At 47.6% G+C, this 20,941-nt stretch carries 18 protein-coding genes; 4 read left to right on the forward strand and 14 right to left on the reverse strand.

The features are described from left to right. Positions 1 to 43: 43 nt before the first annotated feature. The gene (locus R2083_RS10390) at positions 44 to 616 is read right to left on the reverse strand and encodes an RNA pyrophosphohydrolase (RefSeq protein WP_317531207.1); all 573 of its coding nucleotides are present in this window, start codon (positions 614 to 616) and stop codon (positions 44 to 46) included. A 209-nt stretch (positions 617 to 825) separates the two neighbouring features. Here R2083_RS10390 and R2083_RS10395 point away from each other — a divergent pair, with 209 nt between their 5' ends. Next, positions 826 to 2,535, forward strand: a complete 1,710-nt coding sequence (locus R2083_RS10395; RefSeq protein ID WP_317538396.1) for a proline--tRNA ligase — start codon at positions 826 to 828, stop codon at positions 2,533 to 2,535. After that, entirely contained in the window at positions 2,523 to 3,113 is a 591-nt protein-coding gene (locus R2083_RS10400) for a lytic transglycosylase domain-containing protein (protein ID WP_317531209.1), read from the forward strand. Before R2083_RS10395 ends, R2083_RS10400 begins: the two co-directional genes overlap by 13 nt. Positions 3,114 to 3,139: 26 nt before the next feature. Here R2083_RS10400 and R2083_RS10405 read toward each other — a convergent pair whose 3' ends face one another. From R2083_RS10405 to R2083_RS10445, 9 genes are all read right to left on the reverse strand, one after another. Next, the gene (locus R2083_RS10405; RefSeq protein WP_317538397.1) at positions 3,140 to 3,640 is read right to left on the reverse strand and encodes a TlpA disulfide reductase family protein; all 501 of its coding nucleotides are present in this window, start codon (positions 3,638 to 3,640) and stop codon (positions 3,140 to 3,142) included. Positions 3,641 to 3,665: 25 nt separating this feature from the next. After that, positions 3,666 to 5,198 carry a 2-isopropylmalate synthase gene (locus tag R2083_RS10410; RefSeq protein WP_317538398.1) on the reverse strand — a complete coding sequence of 511 codons (1,533 nt, stop codon included), beginning with the start codon at positions 5,196 to 5,198 and terminating at the stop codon, positions 3,666 to 3,668. Between the two features lie 229 nt (positions 5,199 to 5,427). Next, positions 5,428 to 6,201, reverse strand: a complete 774-nt coding sequence (gene pssA, locus R2083_RS10415) for a CDP-diacylglycerol--serine O-phosphatidyltransferase (protein WP_317538399.1) — start codon at positions 6,199 to 6,201, stop codon at positions 5,428 to 5,430. Positions 6,202 to 6,338: 137 nt separating this feature from the next. Further along, positions 6,339 to 7,004, reverse strand: a complete 666-nt coding sequence (locus R2083_RS10420; RefSeq protein WP_317538400.1) for a phosphatidylserine decarboxylase — start codon at positions 7,002 to 7,004, stop codon at positions 6,339 to 6,341. Positions 7,005 to 7,073: 69 nt separating this feature from the next. Then, a complete protein-coding gene (gene ilvC / locus R2083_RS10425) occupies positions 7,074 to 8,090 on the reverse strand; it encodes a ketol-acid reductoisomerase (RefSeq protein ID WP_317538401.1) in 1,017 nt (338 codons plus the stop codon). A 121-nt stretch (positions 8,091 to 8,211) separates the two neighbouring features. Then, a complete protein-coding gene (gene ilvN / locus R2083_RS10430; protein WP_317538402.1) occupies positions 8,212 to 8,703 on the reverse strand; it encodes an acetolactate synthase small subunit in 492 nt (163 codons plus the stop codon). A gap of 8 nt (positions 8,704 to 8,711) precedes the next feature. Continuing rightward, on the reverse strand, positions 8,712 to 10,415 hold the full coding sequence (locus R2083_RS10435; RefSeq protein ID WP_132427642.1) for an acetolactate synthase 3 catalytic subunit: 1,704 nt from the start codon (positions 10,413 to 10,415) through the stop codon (positions 8,712 to 8,714). A 64-nt stretch (positions 10,416 to 10,479) separates the two neighbouring features. Beyond that, a complete protein-coding gene (gene tldD, locus R2083_RS10440) occupies positions 10,480 to 11,952 on the reverse strand; it encodes a metalloprotease TldD (RefSeq protein WP_317538403.1) in 1,473 nt (490 codons plus the stop codon). A 26-nt stretch (positions 11,953 to 11,978) separates the two neighbouring features. Continuing rightward, positions 11,979 to 12,809, reverse strand: coding sequence for a carbon-nitrogen hydrolase family protein (locus R2083_RS10445; protein ID WP_317531217.1), 831 nt, complete (start codon positions 12,807 to 12,809; stop codon positions 11,979 to 11,981). A 267-nt stretch (positions 12,810 to 13,076) separates the two neighbouring features. On the opposite strand from R2083_RS10445, the gene glnE reads away from it, so the two are divergent. Together glnE and R2083_RS10455 are read left to right on the forward strand one after the other, a co-directional pair. Continuing rightward, positions 13,077 to 15,866, forward strand: a complete 2,790-nt coding sequence (glnE, locus tag R2083_RS10450; RefSeq protein ID WP_317538404.1) for a bifunctional [glutamate--ammonia ligase]-adenylyl-L-tyrosine phosphorylase/[glutamate--ammonia-ligase] adenylyltransferase — start codon at positions 13,077 to 13,079, stop codon at positions 15,864 to 15,866. 194 nt (positions 15,867 to 16,060) lie between these two features. Continuing rightward, positions 16,061 to 16,489 (forward strand): prepilin-type N-terminal cleavage/methylation domain-containing protein, encoded by a 429-nt coding sequence (locus tag R2083_RS10455; protein WP_317538405.1) that lies wholly within the window; start codon positions 16,061 to 16,063, stop codon positions 16,487 to 16,489. 85 nt (positions 16,490 to 16,574) lie between these two features. On the opposite strand, the gene R2083_RS10460 is transcribed toward R2083_RS10455, so the two are convergent. The 4 genes from R2083_RS10460 to R2083_RS10475 are packed head-to-tail and all read right to left on the reverse strand — an operon-like array spanning position 16,575 to position 20,931. Further along, on the reverse strand, positions 16,575 to 18,956 hold the full coding sequence (locus R2083_RS10460) for an ATPase, T2SS/T4P/T4SS family (RefSeq protein WP_411172507.1): 2,382 nt from the start codon (positions 18,954 to 18,956) through the stop codon (positions 16,575 to 16,577). An 11-nt stretch (positions 18,957 to 18,967) separates the two neighbouring features. Beyond that, on the reverse strand, positions 18,968 to 19,732 hold the full coding sequence (locus tag R2083_RS10465) for a 3',5'-cyclic-nucleotide phosphodiesterase (RefSeq protein WP_317538406.1): 765 nt from the start codon (positions 19,730 to 19,732) through the stop codon (positions 18,968 to 18,970). Between the two features lie 21 nt (positions 19,733 to 19,753). Then, positions 19,754 to 20,179, reverse strand: a complete 426-nt coding sequence (locus R2083_RS10470) for a universal stress protein (protein WP_132427654.1) — start codon at positions 20,177 to 20,179, stop codon at positions 19,754 to 19,756. A gap of 32 nt (positions 20,180 to 20,211) precedes the next feature. Beyond that, positions 20,212 to 20,931: a TerC family protein gene (locus R2083_RS10475; RefSeq protein ID WP_132427656.1), complete on the reverse strand. Its 720-nt coding sequence runs from the start codon at positions 20,929 to 20,931 to the stop codon at positions 20,212 to 20,214. Between the last annotated feature and the right edge of the window lie 10 nt (positions 20,932 to 20,941).

Here is a 20,941-nt window from a genome sequence, read left to right on the forward strand (position 1 = left end):
ACTTGCAGAGCAACTTAAAAACCCTGCAAAACTCTCAGACGAACTATTCGTTTACTTCCAGTCGATCAGCCAGGATCTCTCTCGATCCTTTGGGTAGAATTTTTTGATCATATCCCGCTCCGATACTTTGGTTTGGGCAAGAATCCGTTTTTAACAAGCGCGACAATTCCGTGAGTGCTTGCTTATATACTTTGCGTTTAAATTCAACAACCGAATCCAATTCAATCCAATACTGGTTCCAGCGCCAAGCATCGAATTCAGGGTGTGCACTCCTGCGCAATGAAACATCACTATCGCGCCCGATCAAACGCAGCAAATACCAAATTTGCTTTTGCCCCTTGTAATTCCCCCGCCACTCCCGCCGGATCCAACGATCAGGAACCTCGTACCGTAACCAATCCCGAGTGCGCCCGACAATCTCTACGTGATTTGGACGCAACCCGATCTCTTCGCTTAATTCCCGATACATGGCCTGTTCGGGACTTTCTCCCGACTTAATGCCGCCTTGAGGAAATTGCCAAGAATTTTGTCTAATACGTTTGCCCCAGAATACCTCATTTTTTGAATTCAGGAGGATAATACCGACATTGGGGCGATATCCATTACGGTCAATCATATGGAATACTCATTTGACCTATCAAATGGGTGGATTTTTTCATACTTTTCTTTAGATTGAAAGTGCCCGAAGAATAAAAATCCTAGCACTCCAGCATTTTCATCAATCTCAATTAAATTACTTATTTGTCATATAGGGACTAATTCCCACTTAACCAAGTATTTCAAGGTAAAATCCTTACAATTTTATTTTCATAATGGAATCCCTTCATGCGCGTTTCGCAATTTTTTATTTCAACGCTTAAAGAAGCTCCTGCCGAAGCGGAGCTCATCAGTCACAAACTCATGCTCCGCGCCGGACTCATTAAGCGCTTGGGGAGCGGATTGTATACTTGGATGCCATTAGGTTTAAGGGTATTACGTAAAATAGAGAATATCGTGCGGGAGGAAATGAACAAAAGCGGCGCCATCGAATTGCTCATGCCCGCGATACAACCGGCGGAATTATGGCAAGAAACCGGCCGCTGGGATGTTTTTGGGCCGCAAATGCTAAAAATCAAGGATCGGCATGAGCATGACTTTTGTTTTGGTCCCACGCACGAAGAAATCATCACCGACATCGCACGTAAGGAAATTAAAAGCTACCGCCAGCTACCACTCAATTTTTATCAGATTCAAACAAAATTCCGCGATGAAATCCGGCCACGCTTCGGTGTCATGCGTGCACGTGAATTTGTCATGAAGGATGCTTATTCATTCCATACCAATGAAAATAGTTTGATGCAAACGTATCAACTCATGTATGAAACTTACAGCCGCATTTTCACCCGCCTCGGATTGAAATTCCGTGCCGTTGCAGCCGATACCGGCGCCATCGGAGGCAGTGGCTCCCATGAGTTTCATGTCCTAGCGGATTCCGGGGAAGATGCCATCGCGTTCTGCCCTGATTCGGACTATGCCGCCAATATCGAATTAGCTAACGCATTATTTGCTCAGCAAGAACGCGACACACCGGATGGCGATATGCAAAAAGTAGCGACTCCCGGTAAAAAAACCTGCGCCGAAGTCGCCGAATTTTTAAAAGTTCCCCTGCAAAAAACCGTCAAAACGCTTGCCGTCAAAGCCAATGACGAAATATTCCTTTTGCTGCTACGGGGTGATCATCAGCTCAATGAATTAAAAGTAAGAAAAATACCCTTTTTATCCGGGTTTCAGATGGCCACTGAAGAGGATATTCTACGCACTACTGGAACAGTGCCCGGATATATCGGCCCTGTCGGTATAGAGGCTCGTGTGATTGCCGATCAAGCGGTCATGAATATGAGTAATTTTGTCTGTGGCGCTAATGCGGAAGGCTTTCACTTGACACAAGTAAACTTCGCGCGCGACCTCAAACTACCCGATCATGTCTTTGATATCCGCAATGTTGTTCCGGGCGATGATTCTCCGGACGGCAAAGGTAAACTGGAAATTTGCCGCGGTATTGAAGTGGGTCATATTTTTCAATTGCGTACCAAATATTCCGAAATCATGAAAGCCAACTATCTCGACGAATCAGGCCAAACTCAAAATATGGAAATGGGTTGCTATGGTATCGGCGTCTCACGCATTGTCGCCGCTGCCATCGAACAAAATCACGATGAGCATGGCATTATTTTTCCCGATACCATCGCGCCTTTCCAACTTACGATCGTACCCATCGGTCTGCAGAAAAGCGCCCTCGTCAAGGATACCGTGGAAAAACTCTATCAGCAGTTCACCGATGCACAGATCGAGGTACTCTTGGATGATCGCGATGAGCGCCCCGGTGTCATGTTTGCCGATATGGAATTAATTGGTATTCCGCACCGGATTGTTGTCGGCGAACGAGGACTCAAGCAATCGACCATTGAATATCAAGGACGAACAGATCAAGCTTCACAAGCGGTACACATTGATGAAATTTTTTCATTCATAACGGCCAAGCTATGCAAAAACTAATCAGTACAGTCTTCTTTCTATTCTCATCCAGCTTTATTCATGCCAATAATTTGCAGTATGAACAGCTGTCTGCCAGCACTCAGACCATCACTTTCCATGAAAAAAGTGATCAAGCGGCTTCGTACGTCGAGTATGCCGCTGTCGCTAACAGCGTAACTTGGTTGATCAGTATGAGCCGCCGATTGGAAAAATACATACCGGATCTGATCGAGCGGGAGGAATTTCTAAGAACGGTTTATTACGAAGCAACGCGGGCTGGATTGGATCCGCAACTGGTGTTAAGCATCATCCAAGTCGAAAGCGGCTTTAAAAAATATGCCGTTTCACATGCCGGTGCACGCGGCTATATGCAAGTCATGCCGTTCTGGACTGGCGTCATCGGTCACCAAGATCACAATCTGTTTCATTTGCGCGTGAATTTGCGCTACGGCTGCACCATTCTGCGCCATTATCTGAATAAGGAAAAAGGCGACTATTTCCGTGCATTGGGACGATACAACGGCAGTCTCGGAGAAGCCGCCTACCCGCAATTGGTGTTCAACAAATGGCAGACGGTTTGGCGCTATTCAGCATCCTGACCGGACGGAATAAGCAATTGGTTATATCAGTGTTGTTGATTAACACTTTTTTTGTTTGATTTTGACTCAATAAACTCTTCAATACTCTCGCGCGAAATAATTCCCTGCTGGCGCGCAGCCGGGTTTCCCTCCGGATCAAAGAAATAGGTGCTGGGTAATAGTGAAACGTCATCCAGCTGGGACGCAATTTTCCGGTCACCTAACACAATGGGATAGGTAATGGACATGGACTTCACAAAATCCATCACCACTTTCGGGTCATCAACATCCATCGCGACTCCGATCACTATCACGTCTTTACGTTGTTCATACAGCGCAATCAAATCGGGAATTTCTTTCAGGCAGGGCGGGCACCACGTCGCCCAGAAATTGACCAGCACCCAGCGCCCTTTGTAATCCGCAAGCTTATGAATTTTCCCGGTTGTGTCTTGGAATTGAAACGCTTGCACTGGGAAACTCAACAGCAAGACAATCAAACAAAATAATACTGTGATGTTACGTTTCATCATCTTGCGCAGAGCTTCCATTTTATTTATTCAACATCCCAGTCAGCTATACCTGCGGGTGAGCTCGTTCCAGCTTGCTGTGCAGTTTATTCAGCGCGCTTAGATAAGCCTTTGCCGAAGCAACAACGATATCCGTATCAGAGCCATGCCCGTTTACGATGCGGTCGGATTTCTGCAACCGCACAGTCACCTCGCCTTGCGCATCGGTTCCACTGGTAATATTGTTCACCGAGAACAGTTGCAGCTTCGCTTCGCTAACCAGTAACGTTTCAATTGCGCGAAAAGTGGCATCCACGGGACCACTACCTTGAGACTCGGCACGCATTTCCTTGCCATCATCGGAAATCACAATGCGCGCATATGGCACTTCACCGGTTTCACAATGTACGGTGAGCGATATAAGACGGTAACGCTCCTGCAATACCAACACCTCATCAGAAACCAGCGCTTGCAAGTCTTCATCGAAGATTTCGTGTTTCTTATCCGCCAGCTCCTTGAAGCGCATGAACGTATTATTGAGCATTTCTTCGGATTCCAATTCTATTCCCAGTTCCATCAGACGGTTACGAAAAGCATTACGGCCTGAGTGTTTTCCCAGCAATAATTTATTCGCGCCCCAGCCGACATCTTCCGCTCGCATGATTTCGTAGGTCTCACGATGCTTCAACACCCCATCCTGATGAATGCCGGATTCATGTGCAAAAGCATTGGCACCCACAATTGCTTTATTAGGCTGTACCGGAAAACCGGTAATACCGGACACCAGTTTACTGGCCGATACGATATGCGTAGTATCGATTTTTGTATCGCAGGGAAAATAATCCTGACGCGTACGCACTGCCATCACGATTTCTTCCAGCGCAGCATTGCCTGCACGTTCTCCCAGGCCGTTGATCGTACATTCAACCTGGCGCGCGCCATTCATCACAGCGGTCAATGAATTGGCCACAGCCAACCCCAAATCATTATGGCAATGCACCGAAAAGATCGCTTTATCGGAATTCGGTATGCGTTCACGCAGATTGTGAATCAGCTTGCCGAATTGATCGGGCATCGTATAACCAACCGTATCGGGAATATTCAATGTCTTTGCACCAGCGTCAATCACCGCTTCCAATATCTGACAGAGAAAATCAATTTCCGACCGGCCGGCGTCTTCCGGAGAAAACTCAACGTTATCGGTATATTGGCGTGCCCATTGCACCGCTTTTACCGCCTGTGTGATCACCTGATCGGGCGACATGCGCAGCTTATTCTTCATATGAATCGGCGATGTTGCAATGAACGTATGAATGCGAGCCGATTGCGCACCTTTCAATGCATCACCGGCACGTTGAATATCCGCTTCAATCGCCCGCGCCAAGCCACACACGATACTGTCTTTAACCGAATCGGCAACCGCCTTGACTGCCTCAAAATCTCCGTTAGAAGCTGCGGGAAAACCGGCTTCAATGACATCGACACCCATGCGCTCCAGTTGCCAGGCAATGCGCACTTTCTCTTCTTTCGTCATGGATGCGCCAGGACTTTGCTCACCGTCACGTAACGTTGTATCAAAAATAATCAAATGCTCTTGCATTATGCTCTCCGCTTGAGGAAGAAAACCTTAATGAATAATAAAACTCGTGATGCGAATTTTATAGGGAAGAAAGGGAAATAGGGGGAGAAAATTTTAGCGCGCAAGGCGCAGCAGCAGTTCCACTAGAACTGTGGAAGCTGGAATAAATTGCAATGATTGGGTAAAGTGCTTAGAAAACATGATGGACGGGAATATAAATAGTTTTTCCTTTGGATGCAATAGGTAATCTTCAGGTACCGGGTGTCTCACTATTTTTTTTACTTCTGCCAAATCGCCATAACTTCACAAAATAACCGGAAAATGCATAAGCCGCGAACAAAATGAATAAGACCAGTGGCGGATGGCTCGGAATCAAAACGAAAAAGAACAGCACCAATAACAGGACTGTAAAAAACGGCACACGGCGGCGCAAATTAAACTCCTTACCGCTATAGTATGGAATATTGCTAACCATCGTCAAACCGGCAAATAAAGTCACAATAGAAGCCAGTCCCTTAATATCGCTGCCTTGCACTTGAAAATCAATCGTTACCCAAACCAATCCTGCAATCAATGCAGCAGCAGCCGGACTGGGCAAACCTTGGAAGAAACGTTTATCGACCACTTCGATGTTGGTATTGAAGCGAGCAAGCCGCAATGCGGCACAAGCGCAATAAATGAATGCAATGATCCAACCCCATTGCCCCATTTCCTTCAATGCCCATTCATACACAATCAATGCCGGTGCAACACCAAAAGAAACCATGTCCGACAAGCTATCGTATTCGGCGCCGAACTCACTTTGAGTACCTGTCAATCGCGCTACTCTGCCATCCAATCCATCCAGTACCATGGCAATGAATACCGCGATTGCCGAATATTCAAAATTTCCGTTCATCGCCTGCACGATGGCATAAAACCCGGCGAATAGTGCAGCCGTTGTAAATAAATTGGGCAACAGATAGATGCCACGCCGCCGCAACCGGGCTTTAAGTACAGTACGTTCTGGCAGAGAATCGGACATTATGAGCACTTAACTATAAGAATACGAAAACGGGAATACACTCGACCAAAAACGAATGACAGGAATCCCGTGAAAGCCTGGTTCAATACCGGTTATGATTCTGAGCGCCGGTACAAAGAATGAAACACGCGCTCCTTTCAAGCCACCACTTTGGTTTCTTCACGAAATTCCGCCAATATGGTGAGTGTCGCCGACACTTTATCACCGATATTGACATTAATTTTTGTATTCAGCGGCAGGTACACATCCACGCGCGAACCAAACCTGATGAAGCCGAAACGTTGACCCCGCGACAAATGCTCGCCGGGCGATACGTGACAAAGTATCCGCTTTGCAATCAACCCGGCAACTTGTACACAGGTCACATCAGCACCACGATCGGTTTTGATCCATAACGCATTGCGTTCATTCTCCAGCGAAGCCTTTGGCAAATCCGCGTTGACAAATTTACCCGGAAAATACCATTTGTCACGCACCTCACCGTCAACCGGACTCCGGTTGGAATGCACATTAAACACATTCATAAATACACTGATTTTGAGCGCTTCACGATCCAGATAAGGATCTTGCGTTTTTTCTACGGCGACGATTCTACCATCCGCCGGTGCCAATATGGCATTGGGATCCTTTGGCACTTCGCGCGGCGGGTCACGAAAAAATTGCAAAACGAACAATGCGATCGTCCAGAACGGGAGTGCCCAAAGCCAGCCCAACAATTCTGTAGAGCCAATCGCAACAGCGAATGCAATCACAATATGCAGCCAACCTTCGCGAGCAATAATAGGGTGAGGATAATAAGCCATAAATTATTACAACAAGAACCTAAAAAGTAAAAAAACCAAAACCGGAATTATAAAGAATGTGTTGATTCTTTAGTTTTTCCCTTGATCAACCAGTTTATTTTTCTTGATCCATGGCATCATATCGCGCAGCTTCGCGCCTACTTGCTCAATCGGATGCTCCGACGCTATACGGCGGCTTGATTTAAGCACCGGTGCGCCAGCCTGATTTTCCAGAATGAACTCGCGCGCATACTCACCGGTTTGAATCTCCCGCAGAATTTTACGCATCTCAGCACGTGTCTCATCGGTAATAATGCGCGGTCCGCGTGATACATCACCATATTCCGCGTTATTGGAAATTGAGTAGCGCATATTGGCGATGCCGCCCTCATAAATCAGATCGACAATCAATTTAACTTCATGCAAGCACTCGAAATACGCCATTTCCGGCGCATAACCGGCTTCCACCAGCGTCTCAAAACCAGATTGAATCAGCGCAGTTAAGCCGCCACATAGCACCACTTGTTCTCCGAACAAGTCTGTCTCGGTTTCTTCGCGGAAACTGGTTTCAATTACACCGCCACGAGTTCCGCCGTTAGCAGCTGCGTAAGAAAGCGCCAGATCTCGCGCTTTACCGGATTTATCCTGATGTACGGCGATCAGTGATGGCACACCGCCGCCTTGTAAGTAAGTCGAGCGCACCAGATGGCCTGGGCCTTTGGGTGCAATCATGATCACATCAAGATCTTCACGCGGCGTCACTTGCCCATAATGCACGCTAAAACCATGCGCAAAAGCCACTGTCGCATTTTTTTTCAAACCGGGTTCGATTTCTCTTTTATATACCGTTCCAATTTGCTCATCGGGCAATAAAATCATGACGACATCGGCATCTTTAACGGCTTCGGCCACTTCCATCACCGTCAAGTCCGCTTTTTCCGCTTTGCCCCAGGATAACCCGCCTTTACGCAGACCGACGGTCACTTTCACACCGGACTCACTCAAATTGTTAGCATGCGCATGCCCTTGCGAACCATAGCCCAATATGGTTACTTTTTTTCCTTTAATCAGAGAGAGATCTGCATCTTTATCGTAATAAACTTTCATTATTTTCCTTTTAAACAAAAATAGGATAGAAACTGGCGAGCACTAGAGTGAATACTGTTTTCACGGATTGATTACTCTGGATTACCAACCTCAAGACCGGGGATTAATCAGCAAATGCGGATTATACCTTCAAAATCCATTCTCCGCGTCCTATGCCGGAGGCGCCTGTACGGACAGTTTCAAGAACCGCGCTGCGTTCGATTGCTTCAAGAAATGCGTCCAATTTCGAGCTGGTACCCGTTAACTCAATGGTATAAGACTTATCCGTCACATCGATGATAGAACCACGGAAAATTTCGGCCAGCCGTTTGATTTCTTCGCGCTCCGAGCCTACCGCGCGAACTTTCACCAGCATCAATTCGCGTTCGATATGATTGCCGTCATTCAAATCGACGATTTTGACCACTTCAATCAGTTTGTTCAGCTGCTTGGTCACTTGCTCCACGACTTCATCCGATCCGATCGTTACCAACGTCATCCGCGACAAGGTGGGATCCTCGGTAGGCGCAACCGAAAGTGATTCGATATTATAACCGCGCGCCGAAAACAGACCTGCTACACGAGACAAAGCACCCGCCTCATTTTCCATCAATAAAGAAATAATATGTCGCATTTATTTTTCTACACCAGAATCATTTCAGAAAGACCTTTGCCACCCGGCACCATAGGGAATACGTTTTCGGTCTGATCGGTAATAAAGTCCATGAACACCAGCTGATCTTTCAGTTTAAATGCTTCTTTCAGCGCATCTTCGACATCTTCCGGCTTTTCAATCTTCATGCCGACATGGCCGTAGCTCTCCGCCAGCTTAACAAAATCGGGTAGCGCGTTCATGTAGGATTCCGCATAGCGGTTACCGTGGAAAAACTCCTGCCACTGCCTGACCATGCCCATATAGCGATTATTCAAATTAACGATTTTCAGCGGCAGTTTGTACTGTTTACACGTTGACAGTTCCTGGATACACATCTGAATACTGGCTTCACCGGTGATACACGCCACTTTTCCTTTAGGATTAGCGAGCTGCACCCCCATCGCGGCAGGCATGCCGAATCCCATCGTACCCAACCCGCCGGAATTGATCCAGCGGCGCGGTTTATCGAATTTATAAAATTGCGCGGCCCACATCTGATGCTGTCCGACATCCGAAGTAATAAATGCATCACCCTTAGTAACATTGAATAATTTCTCAATCACCATCTGCGGTTTGATGATTTTGCTGCTACGGTCAAATTTCAGACAATCCCGTTCACGCCACAGCTCAATCTGTTTCCACCATTCTTTCAATGCGGTTTGATCCGGCTTTTCTTTCTCGGCTTTGAGTAGCTTGATCAGCTCTTTCAACACGTCCAGAACATCGCCTACGATTGGCACATCCACTTTGACGCGCTTTGAAATGGAAGAAGGGTCAATATCGATATGAATGATCTTCCTGTTTTCGTTGAAAAAGTGCTTCGGATTGCCGATCACACGATCGTCAAAACGGGCGCCCACGGCTATCAGAACATCGCAATACTGCATCGCCATGTTCGCTTCGTACGTGCCATGCATGCCCAGCATACCCAGCGATTGCTTATCGGTCGCGGGATATCCGCCCAATCCCATCAACGTATTGGTGCACGGGAAATTCAGCATTTGCGTCAATTCAGTCAACTGCGGTGCAGCATCGCTTAAGATCACCCCGCCACCCGCATACACCACCGGACGCTTGGCGCTGAGAATCAATTCCGCCGCTTTCTTAATTTGCCGCGAATGCCCTTTGGTCACGGGATTGTAGGACCGCATGCTAATCTTGTCCGGATATTCGAACTTGGTTTTTTGTTGCGAAACATCTTTGGGTATATCCACCAGCACCGGGCCAGGGCGGCCAGTAGAAGCGATATAGAAAGCTTTCTTGATGGTCAGCGCCAGTTCGGTGACATCTTTCACCAGAAAATTATGTTTGACACAGGGGCGCGTGATACCCACTGTATCAACTTCCTGAAATGCATCAAGGCCAATCGCACTGGTCGGTACCTGCCCGCTGATCACCACCATCGGAATCGAGTCCATATAAGCGGTGGCAATACCCGTTACCGCATTGGTAACCCCGGGGCCTGATGTCACCAGCGCCACGCCCACTTTGTTGCTGGAGCGCGCATAGCCATCGGCGGCGTGTATCGCAGCCTGTTCATGGCGCACTAAAATATGCCGGACTTTATCCTGCTTGAACAATTCATCATAAATAAATAACACCGCACCGCCAGGATAGCCGAAAATACATTGCACGCCTTCTTCCTGCAGACAACGTATCGTAATTTCAGCACCGGTTAATTCCACGCTCATGCTTTTTGCATCCCAATATCAATTTCAACAAGTTATAAAAAAATTCTCTGTCATCATCACATCGTCAAATTCCTGTCCCACCGACAGTCAATCCATCGATGCGCAAGGTCGGCTGCCCGACACCCACCGGCACGCTCTGACCTTCTTTCCCGCAAGTCCCGACACCCGGATCCAGCAACATATCGTTACCAATCATGGAAACCCGGGTCAATACATCCGGCCCGTTACCGATCAAAGTTGCCCCTTTAACCGGATAGGTGATTTTACCATCTTCAATCATGTAAGCTTCGGCAGCTGAGAAAACAAATTTGCCGCTGGTGATATCAACCTGACCGCCGCCAAAGTTTGCCGCATACAGACCATGTTTCACCGAAGCGATAATTTCCGCCGGATCCTTGTCACCGTTCAACATATACGTATTCGTCATGCGCGGCATAGGAATATGCGCGAACGATTCACGCCGGCCATTGCCGGTAACCGGCAAATCCATCAAACGAGCATTCAGACTATCCTGCAAATAGCCTCTCAGTATGCCATCTTCTATCAATACAGTACATTGTGTCGGATTACCTTCGTCATCGATATTCAACGACCCACGCCGCCGTGGAATCGTTCCGTCATCGACAACCGTAACACCGGGAGCGGCGACGCGTTCACCGACACGCCCTGAGAAAGCCGAGCTGCCTTTGCGGTTAAAGTCTCCTTCCAATCCATGACCGATTGCTTCATGCAACAAGATTCCTGGCCATCCGCTTCCCAAAACTACCGTCATGGTGCCAGCCGGTGCCGGACGGGCATCCAGATTGACCGTGGCTTGATGAACAGCTTTTTTTGCATAATCGTGCAAAATTTCATCGGTAAAATAAGCATAACTGAAGCGCCCGCCACCACCGGCCCCTCCTTGCTCACGGCGGCCGTTTTCTTCCGCGATCACTTGCAGCGACAAGCGAACCAGCGGCCTTACATCGGCCGCAACCAATCCGTCACTGCGCGTCACCAGGATCACTTCATACTCGCCAGCAAGTGATGCCACCACTTGCGTCACACGCCGGTCAAGCTGCCGGGTAATGCGTTCCAGTCTTTCCAATAGCGCTACCTTATCCGCGTCCTTAAGGCTCGCAATCGGATCTTCGGGTAAATAGAGCCGTGACCGCTGATCCAGTGCATTACGTTTCCCAATTTGAGCCGGTTGCATACTGCCTTGATTGGCAATCGCCCGCGTTGCCTTAGCGGCCGATACAAGTGCAGGCATGCTGATATCGTCGGAATAAGCAAATCCGGTTTTTTCTCCACAGACCGCGCGGACACCGACACCTTGCTCAATATTGAAGCTCCCCGATTTCACAATACCTTCTTCCAGCATCCAGCCTTCGGACCGGCTATACTGAAAATAAAGATCAGCATAATCGATTTTATGCGTCAGTATTTGCCCTAATACCTGTTGCAATCCGCTTGTATCGATATCGTAAGGCGACAACAAGCAGCGATCGGCAATCGCAAGAAAATCCTTTGACTCTGTCATATATTCGGTTGTCATTTATGCTGTTCTATCAATCGTTTTGATCAACAAGGCTGTAAGATCCGGTGATCTAACGCGGGTAAATTGGTGCGTAAACTGGTCTGGTACTCCGGATCGATTGCCGCCACCACGGCTCCAGAACCGCGCGGCAGCCGTTCCATGACAACCCCCCAGGGGTCAACGATCATGCTATCGCCGTTGGTTTCACGCCCATTGACATGATAACCGCCTTGTCCGGGCGCAATCACATAAGCCATATTCTCAACTGCGCGCGCACGCACCAGCACTTCCCAGTGTGCTTTTCCAGTAATTGCGGTAAACGCCGCAGGTGCCAGAATAATATCAACATTATTCATCATGCGGAATAATTCCGGAAACCGCAAATCGTAACATATCGATAAACCGATACGGCCAAAAGGCGAATCGACCGTCACTACTTTGTTTCCCGCCTTAATGGTTTTCTCCTCGGCGTAATGTTCATGACCGAGTTGCAGGCCAAACAGATGAATCTTATCGTAGCGCGCGACCTGTTCGCCGTTATCCGCATAAACCAAACAGCTATTATAGACTTTATCCGGTTCGGATGACGCCAATGGCACTGATCCGCCCACCAACCAAATCCCCAGCCGTTTTGCCGTATCACTGAGAAATTTCTGAATTTGTCCGTCGCCCGGTTGTTCCCGGACCGCGAGCTTATCAGTATCTTTCATTCCCATGATGCAAAAATACTCCGGCAATACTACCAGCTCAGCTTTTTGAGATGCTGCATCCTCGATCAAGCGTGCAGCCTCTTCCAGATTGGCAGACACACTCGGACCCGATGCCATTTGAATGGCGGCGACACGAAAGCCTTTATGTTTTTTGTTTTCCATCATTGCTTGTTGCTGTTTAGTGGTATTGTTTAACATAGTTGTCCGACTGTTCTGATTGTTAGAATGAATCAGCCAATAATCAACACCGTGAGCAAATCCCTTTTCAAATTACCGTGATCATTAAGTGATTTTCTTTTTATTAACTATCGTATAGAAAATAAAGATCTCTGCTGTACAGGCTTGATTCTAGCATTTACTCTGATAACGTTCTATTTTGATTTATGCTTAATCTAAATTGCTTTGCTATTCTATAGCCTTTACCACCCGATTATGCCCATAACCGTTCACTCATCCGCTGCAACCCTCGCCGCCGCATTACCTTTCAGCCGCTACGCACAACGCATATTGGACAGCGAGCCGATGCGAAAAATCGCGCTGCAGGAAACGCTGCAACTGCCCTTCCGCAGAGAGGAGATGCAGACTTTTCTTAATTCGCAAGCTGGCAAAATCACCCATGAAGAAGCTTTGCATGAGATCCTGCGCGATCTGCGTAAACAAGTCATGCTGCGGCTCGCCGTGCGCGACATCAGCGGCCAAGCCGATTTGTTTGAAGTAATGTCCAGCATGACCGATCTCGCCGAGGTCACGATCAATTTCGCTCTGCAACACCATGAAATCTGGCTGACGCAATCGGATCGTTTCGGATTGCCGAGAGGGGAAAACAGCAACACCATTCAGCATCTGATGGTGGTAGCCATGGGCAAATTGGGTGGCGGTGAACTGAATGTATCATCGGACGTTGATTTGATTTTTGTTTATCCCGAAGATGGCGAGACCGATGGCGCCAAATCGATTTCAAACCATGAATTTTTTGCCCGCCTGGGACGCAAGCTGATCGCCAGCCTCAATGATTTGACAATCGATGGTTATGTATTCCGGGTTGACATGCGGTTACGCCCGCACGGTGAAAACAGCCCTTTAGCGATCAGCTTTTCCATGCTGGAAGAATATTTCATCAAGCAAGGACGCGAATGGGAGCGCCATGCCTGGATCAAGGGCCGGGTTATCACCGGTCATGCCAGCGCAGACGCCGAATCGGTGCTGATGGAAAAAATTGTCAGACCTTTCGTTTTCCGCAAATATCTGGATTTCAGCGCGTACGAATCGATGCGCAACTTACATGCGCAACTGCGCAAGGAGGTCGAGCGCCGCGAAATGCACGACAATATTAAATTGGGGCCCGGCGGTATTCGTGAAATTGAATTCATCACACAGGTTTTTCAATTGATTCGCGGCGGACGCGATGTCGACTTGTGTATTCGCCCGACACTCGGCGTTTTACAGCGCTTACAAAAAAAACAACAACTCCCGGCAGAGGTTATCACGCAGCTCACCGATGCGTATCATTTCCTGCGCAAACTGGAACATCGCCTGCAATATCTCGACGATCAGCAAACGCAAACGCTGCCGCTAAATGTGGACGATCAAACGCTAATCGCCACCGCCATGGGATTTCCCAATTATGCAGCTTTCATGGAGCAGCTCGATATTCACCGGAATGACGTTACGCGTCACTTTGAGCTCATTTTTGCCACCCCACGGAAGTCATCCGCGCACGACACGTTGGCCAATTTGTGGCAAACCGAAACACAAGACGTTTCGCAAACCGAAGCCGCCACCATGCAACTGAGCACACTCGGATTTAGTAATCCGGTCAAAATTTCGGAACGGCTACGGTTGTTTTATCAGGGCAGTTTTTATCAGCAACTACCTAAAACCAACCGTGAGCAAATTAATACCTTAATTCCGCTGTTGATTGAAGCAGTGGCCGGACTACCTCCGGTTGAAGCCACGCTGGAGCGTATGCTGCAACTAATGGAAAAAATCAGCCCGCAAACATCGTACCTGGCGCTCCTGCTCGAACACCCGCACACACTGCATCGCGTAGCCGAACTCGCCAGCATCAGCCAGTGGGCAAGCGATTATCTCGGGCGTCACCCTATTTTGCTAGATGAATTACTGCGGCAGGATTCTCCTCATCCCGTTCCCGATTGGCATGCTCTTAGTGATGAACTTGCCTATCAACTGAATCATGCCAACAACCCCAAGGATGATGTCATCGAGTGGCAAATGGATGTTTTGCGTCACTTTCAGCACGCCCAGGCATTCCGGTTGCTGGTCACCGATCTAGAAGGTTCATTATTGCTCGAAACCCTCAGCGATCACCTGACCGCCTTGGCCGATCTGATATTGGAAACGGTACTGAACCTGGCATGGAATGGTTTAAAAAAACGCCACCGGGAAAAACCCGCATTTGCGATCATCGGCTACGGCAAACTGGGAGGAAAGGAACTCGGCTACGCATCGGATCTCGACATGATTTTTCTGTACGACGACGATCATCCCGATGCCGCCGAAATCTACACCAAGCTGGGACAAAGCATCAATGCCTGGCTCACCCGTCATACGTCGGCAGGACTGCTGTACGAAACAGACTTGCGTCTGCGGCCGAATGGCGCTTCCGGCTTACTAGTCAGCTCCATGGAAGCATTTGCGCAATATCAGCACCATCAAGCCTGGGTATGGGAGCATCAGGCATTAACCCGGGCGCGTTTCGTTGTTGGTAATCGACGAGTGGGTGATATTTTTGAAAACACACGTAAAGAAATCTTGTGCAAGCCGCGCAATTTAATTGAACTCAAAGAGGATATATTGAAAATGCGCGAAAAAATGCTGGAGGCTCACCCAAATCCAACACCGCTGTTCGACATCAAACATGACCGGGGCGGCATCATCGACGTCGAATTCATCGTGCAATACTTGGTGCTTGGATACGCCGGCTGTTACCCGGAATTGACTGGAAACATTGGCAATATCGCACTTCTTAAACTTGCAGGAGAACTAATGCTCATTCCCAAAGACACTGCCGAAAAAGCGCGTTCCGCTTATCGCGAGTTCCGGCGCATTCAGCATCGCCTGCGATTAAACAGCGATGCCGATATGGCAGGCAACGCACCCAACGATGGTCAAACACAAAAATTCACTCGAGTGGAAAGCAGTCATACAAAAGACGATCGTGTGGCAGTACTGATGTTATGGGAAGAAGTTTTTGGCAATTGAAAGCCCATACCATCAAAATTCCTGCTAATTCATTAAATATAAAATTAAAATATTGCCAAAAATGCTTACAAGTCAACTGAACTTTAATTTGTAACAATTGACCAATTATGCGGTTTAAAATTCTGGCATGATTTCTGCTTAAGATGCTTCACACACACTTGGTGTGCCTTACTCAACCCAAAGGAGAACAACAAATGCAAAAAGTACAAAAAGGTTTTACCCTGATTGAATTAATGATTGTCGTCGCAATTATCGGTATTCTGGCTGCGGTAGCATTACCTGCTTACCAGAACTATGTGAAAAAAGCAGCCTATACAGAGGTTACTGGCGCAATGGCGCCTTTTAAACTAGCTGTTACTGAGTGCTTTAACAATACTGCAGCACTCACAGCTTGTGGTAATGGTACCAATGGCGTTCCAGCAGCTCCAGCAGCAAGTGCAACTGGCGCTTTTAATACTCTCGCAGTAACTGCCGCGGGCGTTATTACGGCTACACCCAATGCTTATAAAGGAATCGTAGTAGGAGATACATGCACTCTAACCCCTACCGCGAACGCCGCCAACGACCGACTCTCTTGGGCATACAGCGGTGCTTGCGTAACTCAAGGTTATGTATCAAACTAAACCAATTTTCTTAACCCTTAAATTCTAAAAACCGCCTTTAGCCAAGGCGGTTTTTTTATTCTTACCTTACTTTGTCACATGGTTCTTACTTGATACACACCACTCGTACCTGATGTATATCGGTAATTCCCTGTAAAACCTTTTCAATGCCGTCCTGCTTTAGCGTCCGCATACCATCACCCAAGGCCGTCACCAGCATATCCGCCACTCGTACGCGCTCTTGAATATTCTTTTTCAGTGCATCGGTGGCTGTCATCAATTCATGTAGTCCTACCCGCCCGGAATAACCGGTACCGACGCAATCGTCACAACCGGCCGCCTTGTACAAGGTAATTTGACCTTGATCATCTCCATATTGTTGGATCCATTGTTCGCGTATTTCACGAAGTGCAGCATCGGGATCGGCTTTAAAACGGTCGATATTCCTGAGCTCGGCGCAATACTCGGCTAATAATGTATCGACTTCATGTTCGCTGGCTACATACGATTCTTTACAATTCTTGCATAAGCGCTTCGCCAGACGTTGCGCCAACACACCCAGCAGAGCATCAGAAAAGTTGAACGGATCCATGCCCATATCCAGTAACCGAATGACCGATTCCGGCGCGCTGTTGGTATGCAGTGTCGCCAAAACCAAGTGCCCGGTTAATGAAGCTTCGATACCGATACTGGTAGTTTCCTTGTCGCGCATCTCGCCCACCATAATAATATCCGGATCTGCTCGCAGAAAAGAACGCATGATGGCAGGAAAGGTTAATCCCGCTTTGACGTTAATTTGTACCTGACGCAATCCTCTTTGCGTGATCTCAACCGGATCTTCCGCAGTCCAAATCTTGGTATCGTCGCGATTGAGATATTTCAATACCGAATGCAGCGTGGTTGTTTTACCTGAGCCTGTCGGGCCGCATACAAAAAACAACCCGTACGGTTTGCTGATAATTTTCTTCAGCTCCTCCAGATTGTGCTCGGTAAAGCCCATTTTATCCAGCGGAATCGGTTCACCGGCAGCCAGAATCCGCATCACGACATCTTCCAAACCACCGGCTGAAGGAATGGTCGCGACACGCAATTCGATATCCAGTGGCGCAAATTTCCTGAACTTAATCTTGCCATCCTGCGGTTTTCGCTTTTCGGAGATATCCATATCGCACATAATTTTTATGCGTGTGATCATAGAATTGCGATAACCTGCCGGAACCTCGATATATGGCATCAGCGAGCCATCCTTACGGAAGCGCACTTTGGTTTTTTCTTTCCCTGAATAGGGTTCGATATGAATATCCGATGCGCCCATTTTATAGGCGTCGATAATGATTTTATTCACCAGCTTGACCAGTTCATTGTCAGTCGCTGCGGAGGATTCCTCTATTTCACCCGCCGTCTCTTCGACATCTTCAGTCCCAAGATTAGTAAGCATTTCATTGATGTCGCCGGTACCGATCTCATCCTGGCTGCCACCAAAAAATTGTTCGACCGTAGCATTAAATTCTCTTTGTGTAGTAACCGTGTAAATGATCTTTTGCTTGGGAAAAATTGCATTGGCAATACGCTGCGACTTAACCCGTTCGGGATCCAGTGTAAGTATTACCAGGCCATCTTTGGTTTCATCAATCGGCAATAAGGCATTACTTTCAACATAATCTTTTTTTAAATTCTTAAGCAGATCAAGCGGTTTAATCCTGTCCGCTCTAAAAGGCTCATACTTAACCTGAAAAAAAGAAGCTAGTGCCTTGCCGATGAGCGGCAAACTCATGCGGAATTCGTCAACCAGCACATCTTCCAGATCACAGCTTTTTTTACGTGCCGAGCGTGTCGCCAACTCCAGCTCGGGAGCGGAGATGATTGCATCGAGAATCAGATAATCATATTTCGATTTGAGCAATTGAGCGGGCTTCTGACGCTGTTTAAAAGCAATCGCAAGAACGCGGCAAATTTCCACAACCCCTTCCATGATCGCGGTAGTGAATGATTCATTCGATCTATTATTAATCACCTGAACCACGCCCATCAGTTCCCGGCTATCAGCGTTCAGAATCGGTACCGCCAACATCTGTTTGGTTCGATAACCGGTGCGTTTATCCACTTCATGGGAGAAAACCAGCAGTGGATTAAATTTTTTTAACTCACTTTTATCGTACACATCTGCAATATTGACCACCTTCTTTTGCAAAGCGGCGAAACCGATAATACTGTTTTCCGTTACCGGTAGTCTCAAATCCTGAAAAGAATCAAATCCAGTTTTAACCTTCGAAACAAAAGAAGATTTATCTTCATTCAGTGAGTAAATGGTAAACCGGTCCGCGTTGAGCAATGCGCAAATATCCTTGCTAGTTTCCAGCATGATTTCTTCAACGCCATTTGCAGCGTATATTTTATTGATAATAACCTGCAGATTTTTGGAAAAAGCCGATTCGTTATTGTTATTTACAATATTCTTTTGGGGTTGGATCATCGCGACTGTACTCATAGCCTCACTTCCTAAAATTCGAATAATTGATTGTTCTCAAGGCGGCGTGGATTATATTTTCCAATGCACTGATCGATTTCTTCCATGATGACATCAGCCTCACCGGGTTTCAGGTGCGTAATAAATATTTCCGCGTTCCGTTCCAATTTCTCTAATTCTTCCGCCAGCAAGCTGGGGCAAAAATGCCGTGATCTGATCGCGATATCCCTTTTCTGATTGCAGAAGGCGCATTCAATGATCAAATACTGCAAATTTACAATCTTATTAACGGCCACCCAGAAGGCATCATTAGTAGTTGTATCACCGGAAAAAACAAGACTGGCTAACCCTGAGTCCACCTGAAAACCGACCGTAGGAACGGCGTGATGGGCGGGTAGTGGCGTAATCGCACGGCCATCGAGAAGAATGGTATCCCCCAACGACAATGTTTCGTACCGCATATAGGGGGAAATATCATTGGGAATTTTTGTAAAATCCGGCCACAGATGCCAGTTGAACAGATGCTCCCGCAACGTATCCAGCGTGGGCTGGATGGCATGAATGGTTATCGGTTTGTTGCGGATGGAACCGGCGGTATCCACCAGAAACGGAATAAATGCGACATGATCCAAGTGTGCATGCGTGACAAGAATATGATCAATTTTGATCATCTCGGACAAACTCAAATTACCCACGCCTGTTCCCGCGTCGATCAGCACATCGTCGTCCAGCAACATCGCAGTGGTTTGTTCGCCGCTTCCTATCCCTCCGCTACACCCTAAGATCCTGAGCTTCAAAAGACTCGCCCCGGAAATTCATTACTTAATCAATAATACGGGAATTTTTGCCAACTGCATCACTTTGCTGGTTACCGAGCCCAACAACAAACCTTGGATACCGCCTGCTCCGCGCGGCCCCAGCACAATCTGATCAAATTGCTTTTCACTAGCGAACCGGACGATCATTTCGGCCGGATCACCCACCACAATGTGATATTGATAAGCAACACCCGCTTGATCGAGCAAAGCGCACGTGCTTTGCAATTCTTTCTGGCCTTCTTCCTGGTGATATTGCTTAATATCCGTCTGGTTAATGAACAATGCCACATTGCCGCGCAGCGGATATTGCACATTCAGCAAATGCAGCTCCGGTTTTTCCTTATACCAGTCCAATAACGCAATGAAGCCGGTTATTGCTTTATTGGCATAATCAGAACCATCGACAGGTAATAAAATTTTTAGCATGATCAATCTCTCAAATTTTTATACGTGAATGACTATTTGGGCATTTTTTCATCGGCCAAATCTTCCAACGGCCGAGGTTTTACCGGTTTCCGGGCCGCCAGCAATTTGCCGGCCGCAATCACCAGAAGTGCTACAGAAGCCGGCGCGATCCACTGAAGATACTTCGCCTGCGTACTGACCCATTCCTTGGTGACGACATCGGTAACCGCCATATCGCCCGCAATCCATCCCAGCAATCCAGCGCCAATCGCGATCGTAACCGGATATCGATCCATGACCTTCATCACCATTTGACTGCCCCATACGATGATCGGCACGCTGACGACCAAACCGAAAATGACCAAACCGATGTCATCCTTGGCCGCGCCCGCGATGGCGATAACGTTGTCCAGGCTCATCACCGCATCCGCCACGATAATCGTTTTAATCGCACCGATTAACGTCGTGCTGGCATCGATCTCATGCGCGCCCTCCGGCTCGGGTTGCAGCAACTTGATACCGATCCAAACCAATAAAGCCGCGCCGACAATTTTCAAATAGGGCATAGTCAGCAGACTCAAGGCAAAAAAGATCAGCACCACGCGCAATAGGATTGCGCCGAACACTCCCCAGAAAATACCCAATTTGCGCTGCTGTTCGGGCAAACGCCGGCAAGCCAGTGCGATGACAACGGCATTGTCGCCACCCAGCACAATATCAATTGCGATAATCTGTAATACAGCGAGCCAAAATTGCGGACTATCAAAAGCCATTTACTTTTCC

The organism is Nitrosomonas sp. Is35 (assembly GCF_033063295.1).
Classification (GTDB): domain Bacteria; phylum Pseudomonadota; class Gammaproteobacteria; order Burkholderiales; family Nitrosomonadaceae; genus Nitrosomonas.

Excerpts from the sequence above, each read along its gene's own strand:
- R2083_RS10390 (WP_317531207.1), bottom strand. The coding sequence starts at position 616 with ATGATTGACCGTAATGGATATCGCCCCAATGTCGGTATTATCCTCCTG.
- R2083_RS10395 (WP_317538396.1), top strand. The coding sequence starts at position 826 with ATGCGCGTTTCGCAATTTTTTATTTCAACGCTTAAAGAAGCTCCTGCC.
- R2083_RS10400 (WP_317531209.1), top strand. The coding sequence starts at position 2,523 with ATGCAAAAACTAATCAGTACAGTCTTCTTTCTATTCTCATCCAGCTTT.
- R2083_RS10405 (WP_317538397.1), bottom strand. The coding sequence starts at position 3,640 with ATGGAAGCTCTGCGCAAGATGATGAAACGTAACATCACAGTATTATTT.
- R2083_RS10410 (WP_317538398.1), bottom strand. The coding sequence starts at position 5,198 with ATGCAAGAGCATTTGATTATTTTTGATACAACGTTACGTGACGGTGAG.
- pssA (WP_317538399.1), bottom strand. The coding sequence starts at position 6,201 with ATGTCCGATTCTCTGCCAGAACGTACTGTACTTAAAGCCCGGTTGCGG.
- R2083_RS10420 (WP_317538400.1), bottom strand. The coding sequence starts at position 7,004 with ATGGCTTATTATCCTCACCCTATTATTGCTCGCGAAGGTTGGCTGCAT.
- ilvC (WP_317538401.1), bottom strand. The coding sequence starts at position 8,090 with ATGAAAGTTTATTACGATAAAGATGCAGATCTCTCTCTGATTAAAGGA.
- ilvN (WP_317538402.1), bottom strand. The coding sequence starts at position 8,703 with ATGCGACATATTATTTCTTTATTGATGGAAAATGAGGCGGGTGCTTTG.
- R2083_RS10435 (WP_132427642.1), bottom strand. The coding sequence starts at position 10,415 with ATGAGCGTGGAATTAACCGGTGCTGAAATTACGATACGTTGTCTGCAG.
- tldD (WP_317538403.1), bottom strand. The coding sequence starts at position 11,952 with ATGACAACCGAATATATGACAGAGTCAAAGGATTTTCTTGCGATTGCC.
- R2083_RS10445 (WP_317531217.1), bottom strand. The coding sequence starts at position 12,809 with ATGATGGAAAACAAAAAACATAAAGGCTTTCGTGTCGCCGCCATTCAA.
- glnE (WP_317538404.1), top strand. The coding sequence starts at position 13,077 with ATGCCCATAACCGTTCACTCATCCGCTGCAACCCTCGCCGCCGCATTA.
- R2083_RS10455 (WP_317538405.1), top strand. The coding sequence starts at position 16,061 with ATGCAAAAAGTACAAAAAGGTTTTACCCTGATTGAATTAATGATTGTC.
- R2083_RS10460 (WP_411172507.1), bottom strand. The coding sequence starts at position 18,956 with ATGAGTACAGTCGCGATGATCCAACCCCAAAAGAATATTGTAAATAAC.
- R2083_RS10470 (WP_132427654.1), bottom strand. The coding sequence starts at position 20,179 with ATGCTAAAAATTTTATTACCTGTCGATGGTTCTGATTATGCCAATAAA.
- R2083_RS10475 (WP_132427656.1), bottom strand. The coding sequence starts at position 20,931 with ATGGCTTTTGATAGTCCGCAATTTTGGCTCGCTGTATTACAGATTATC.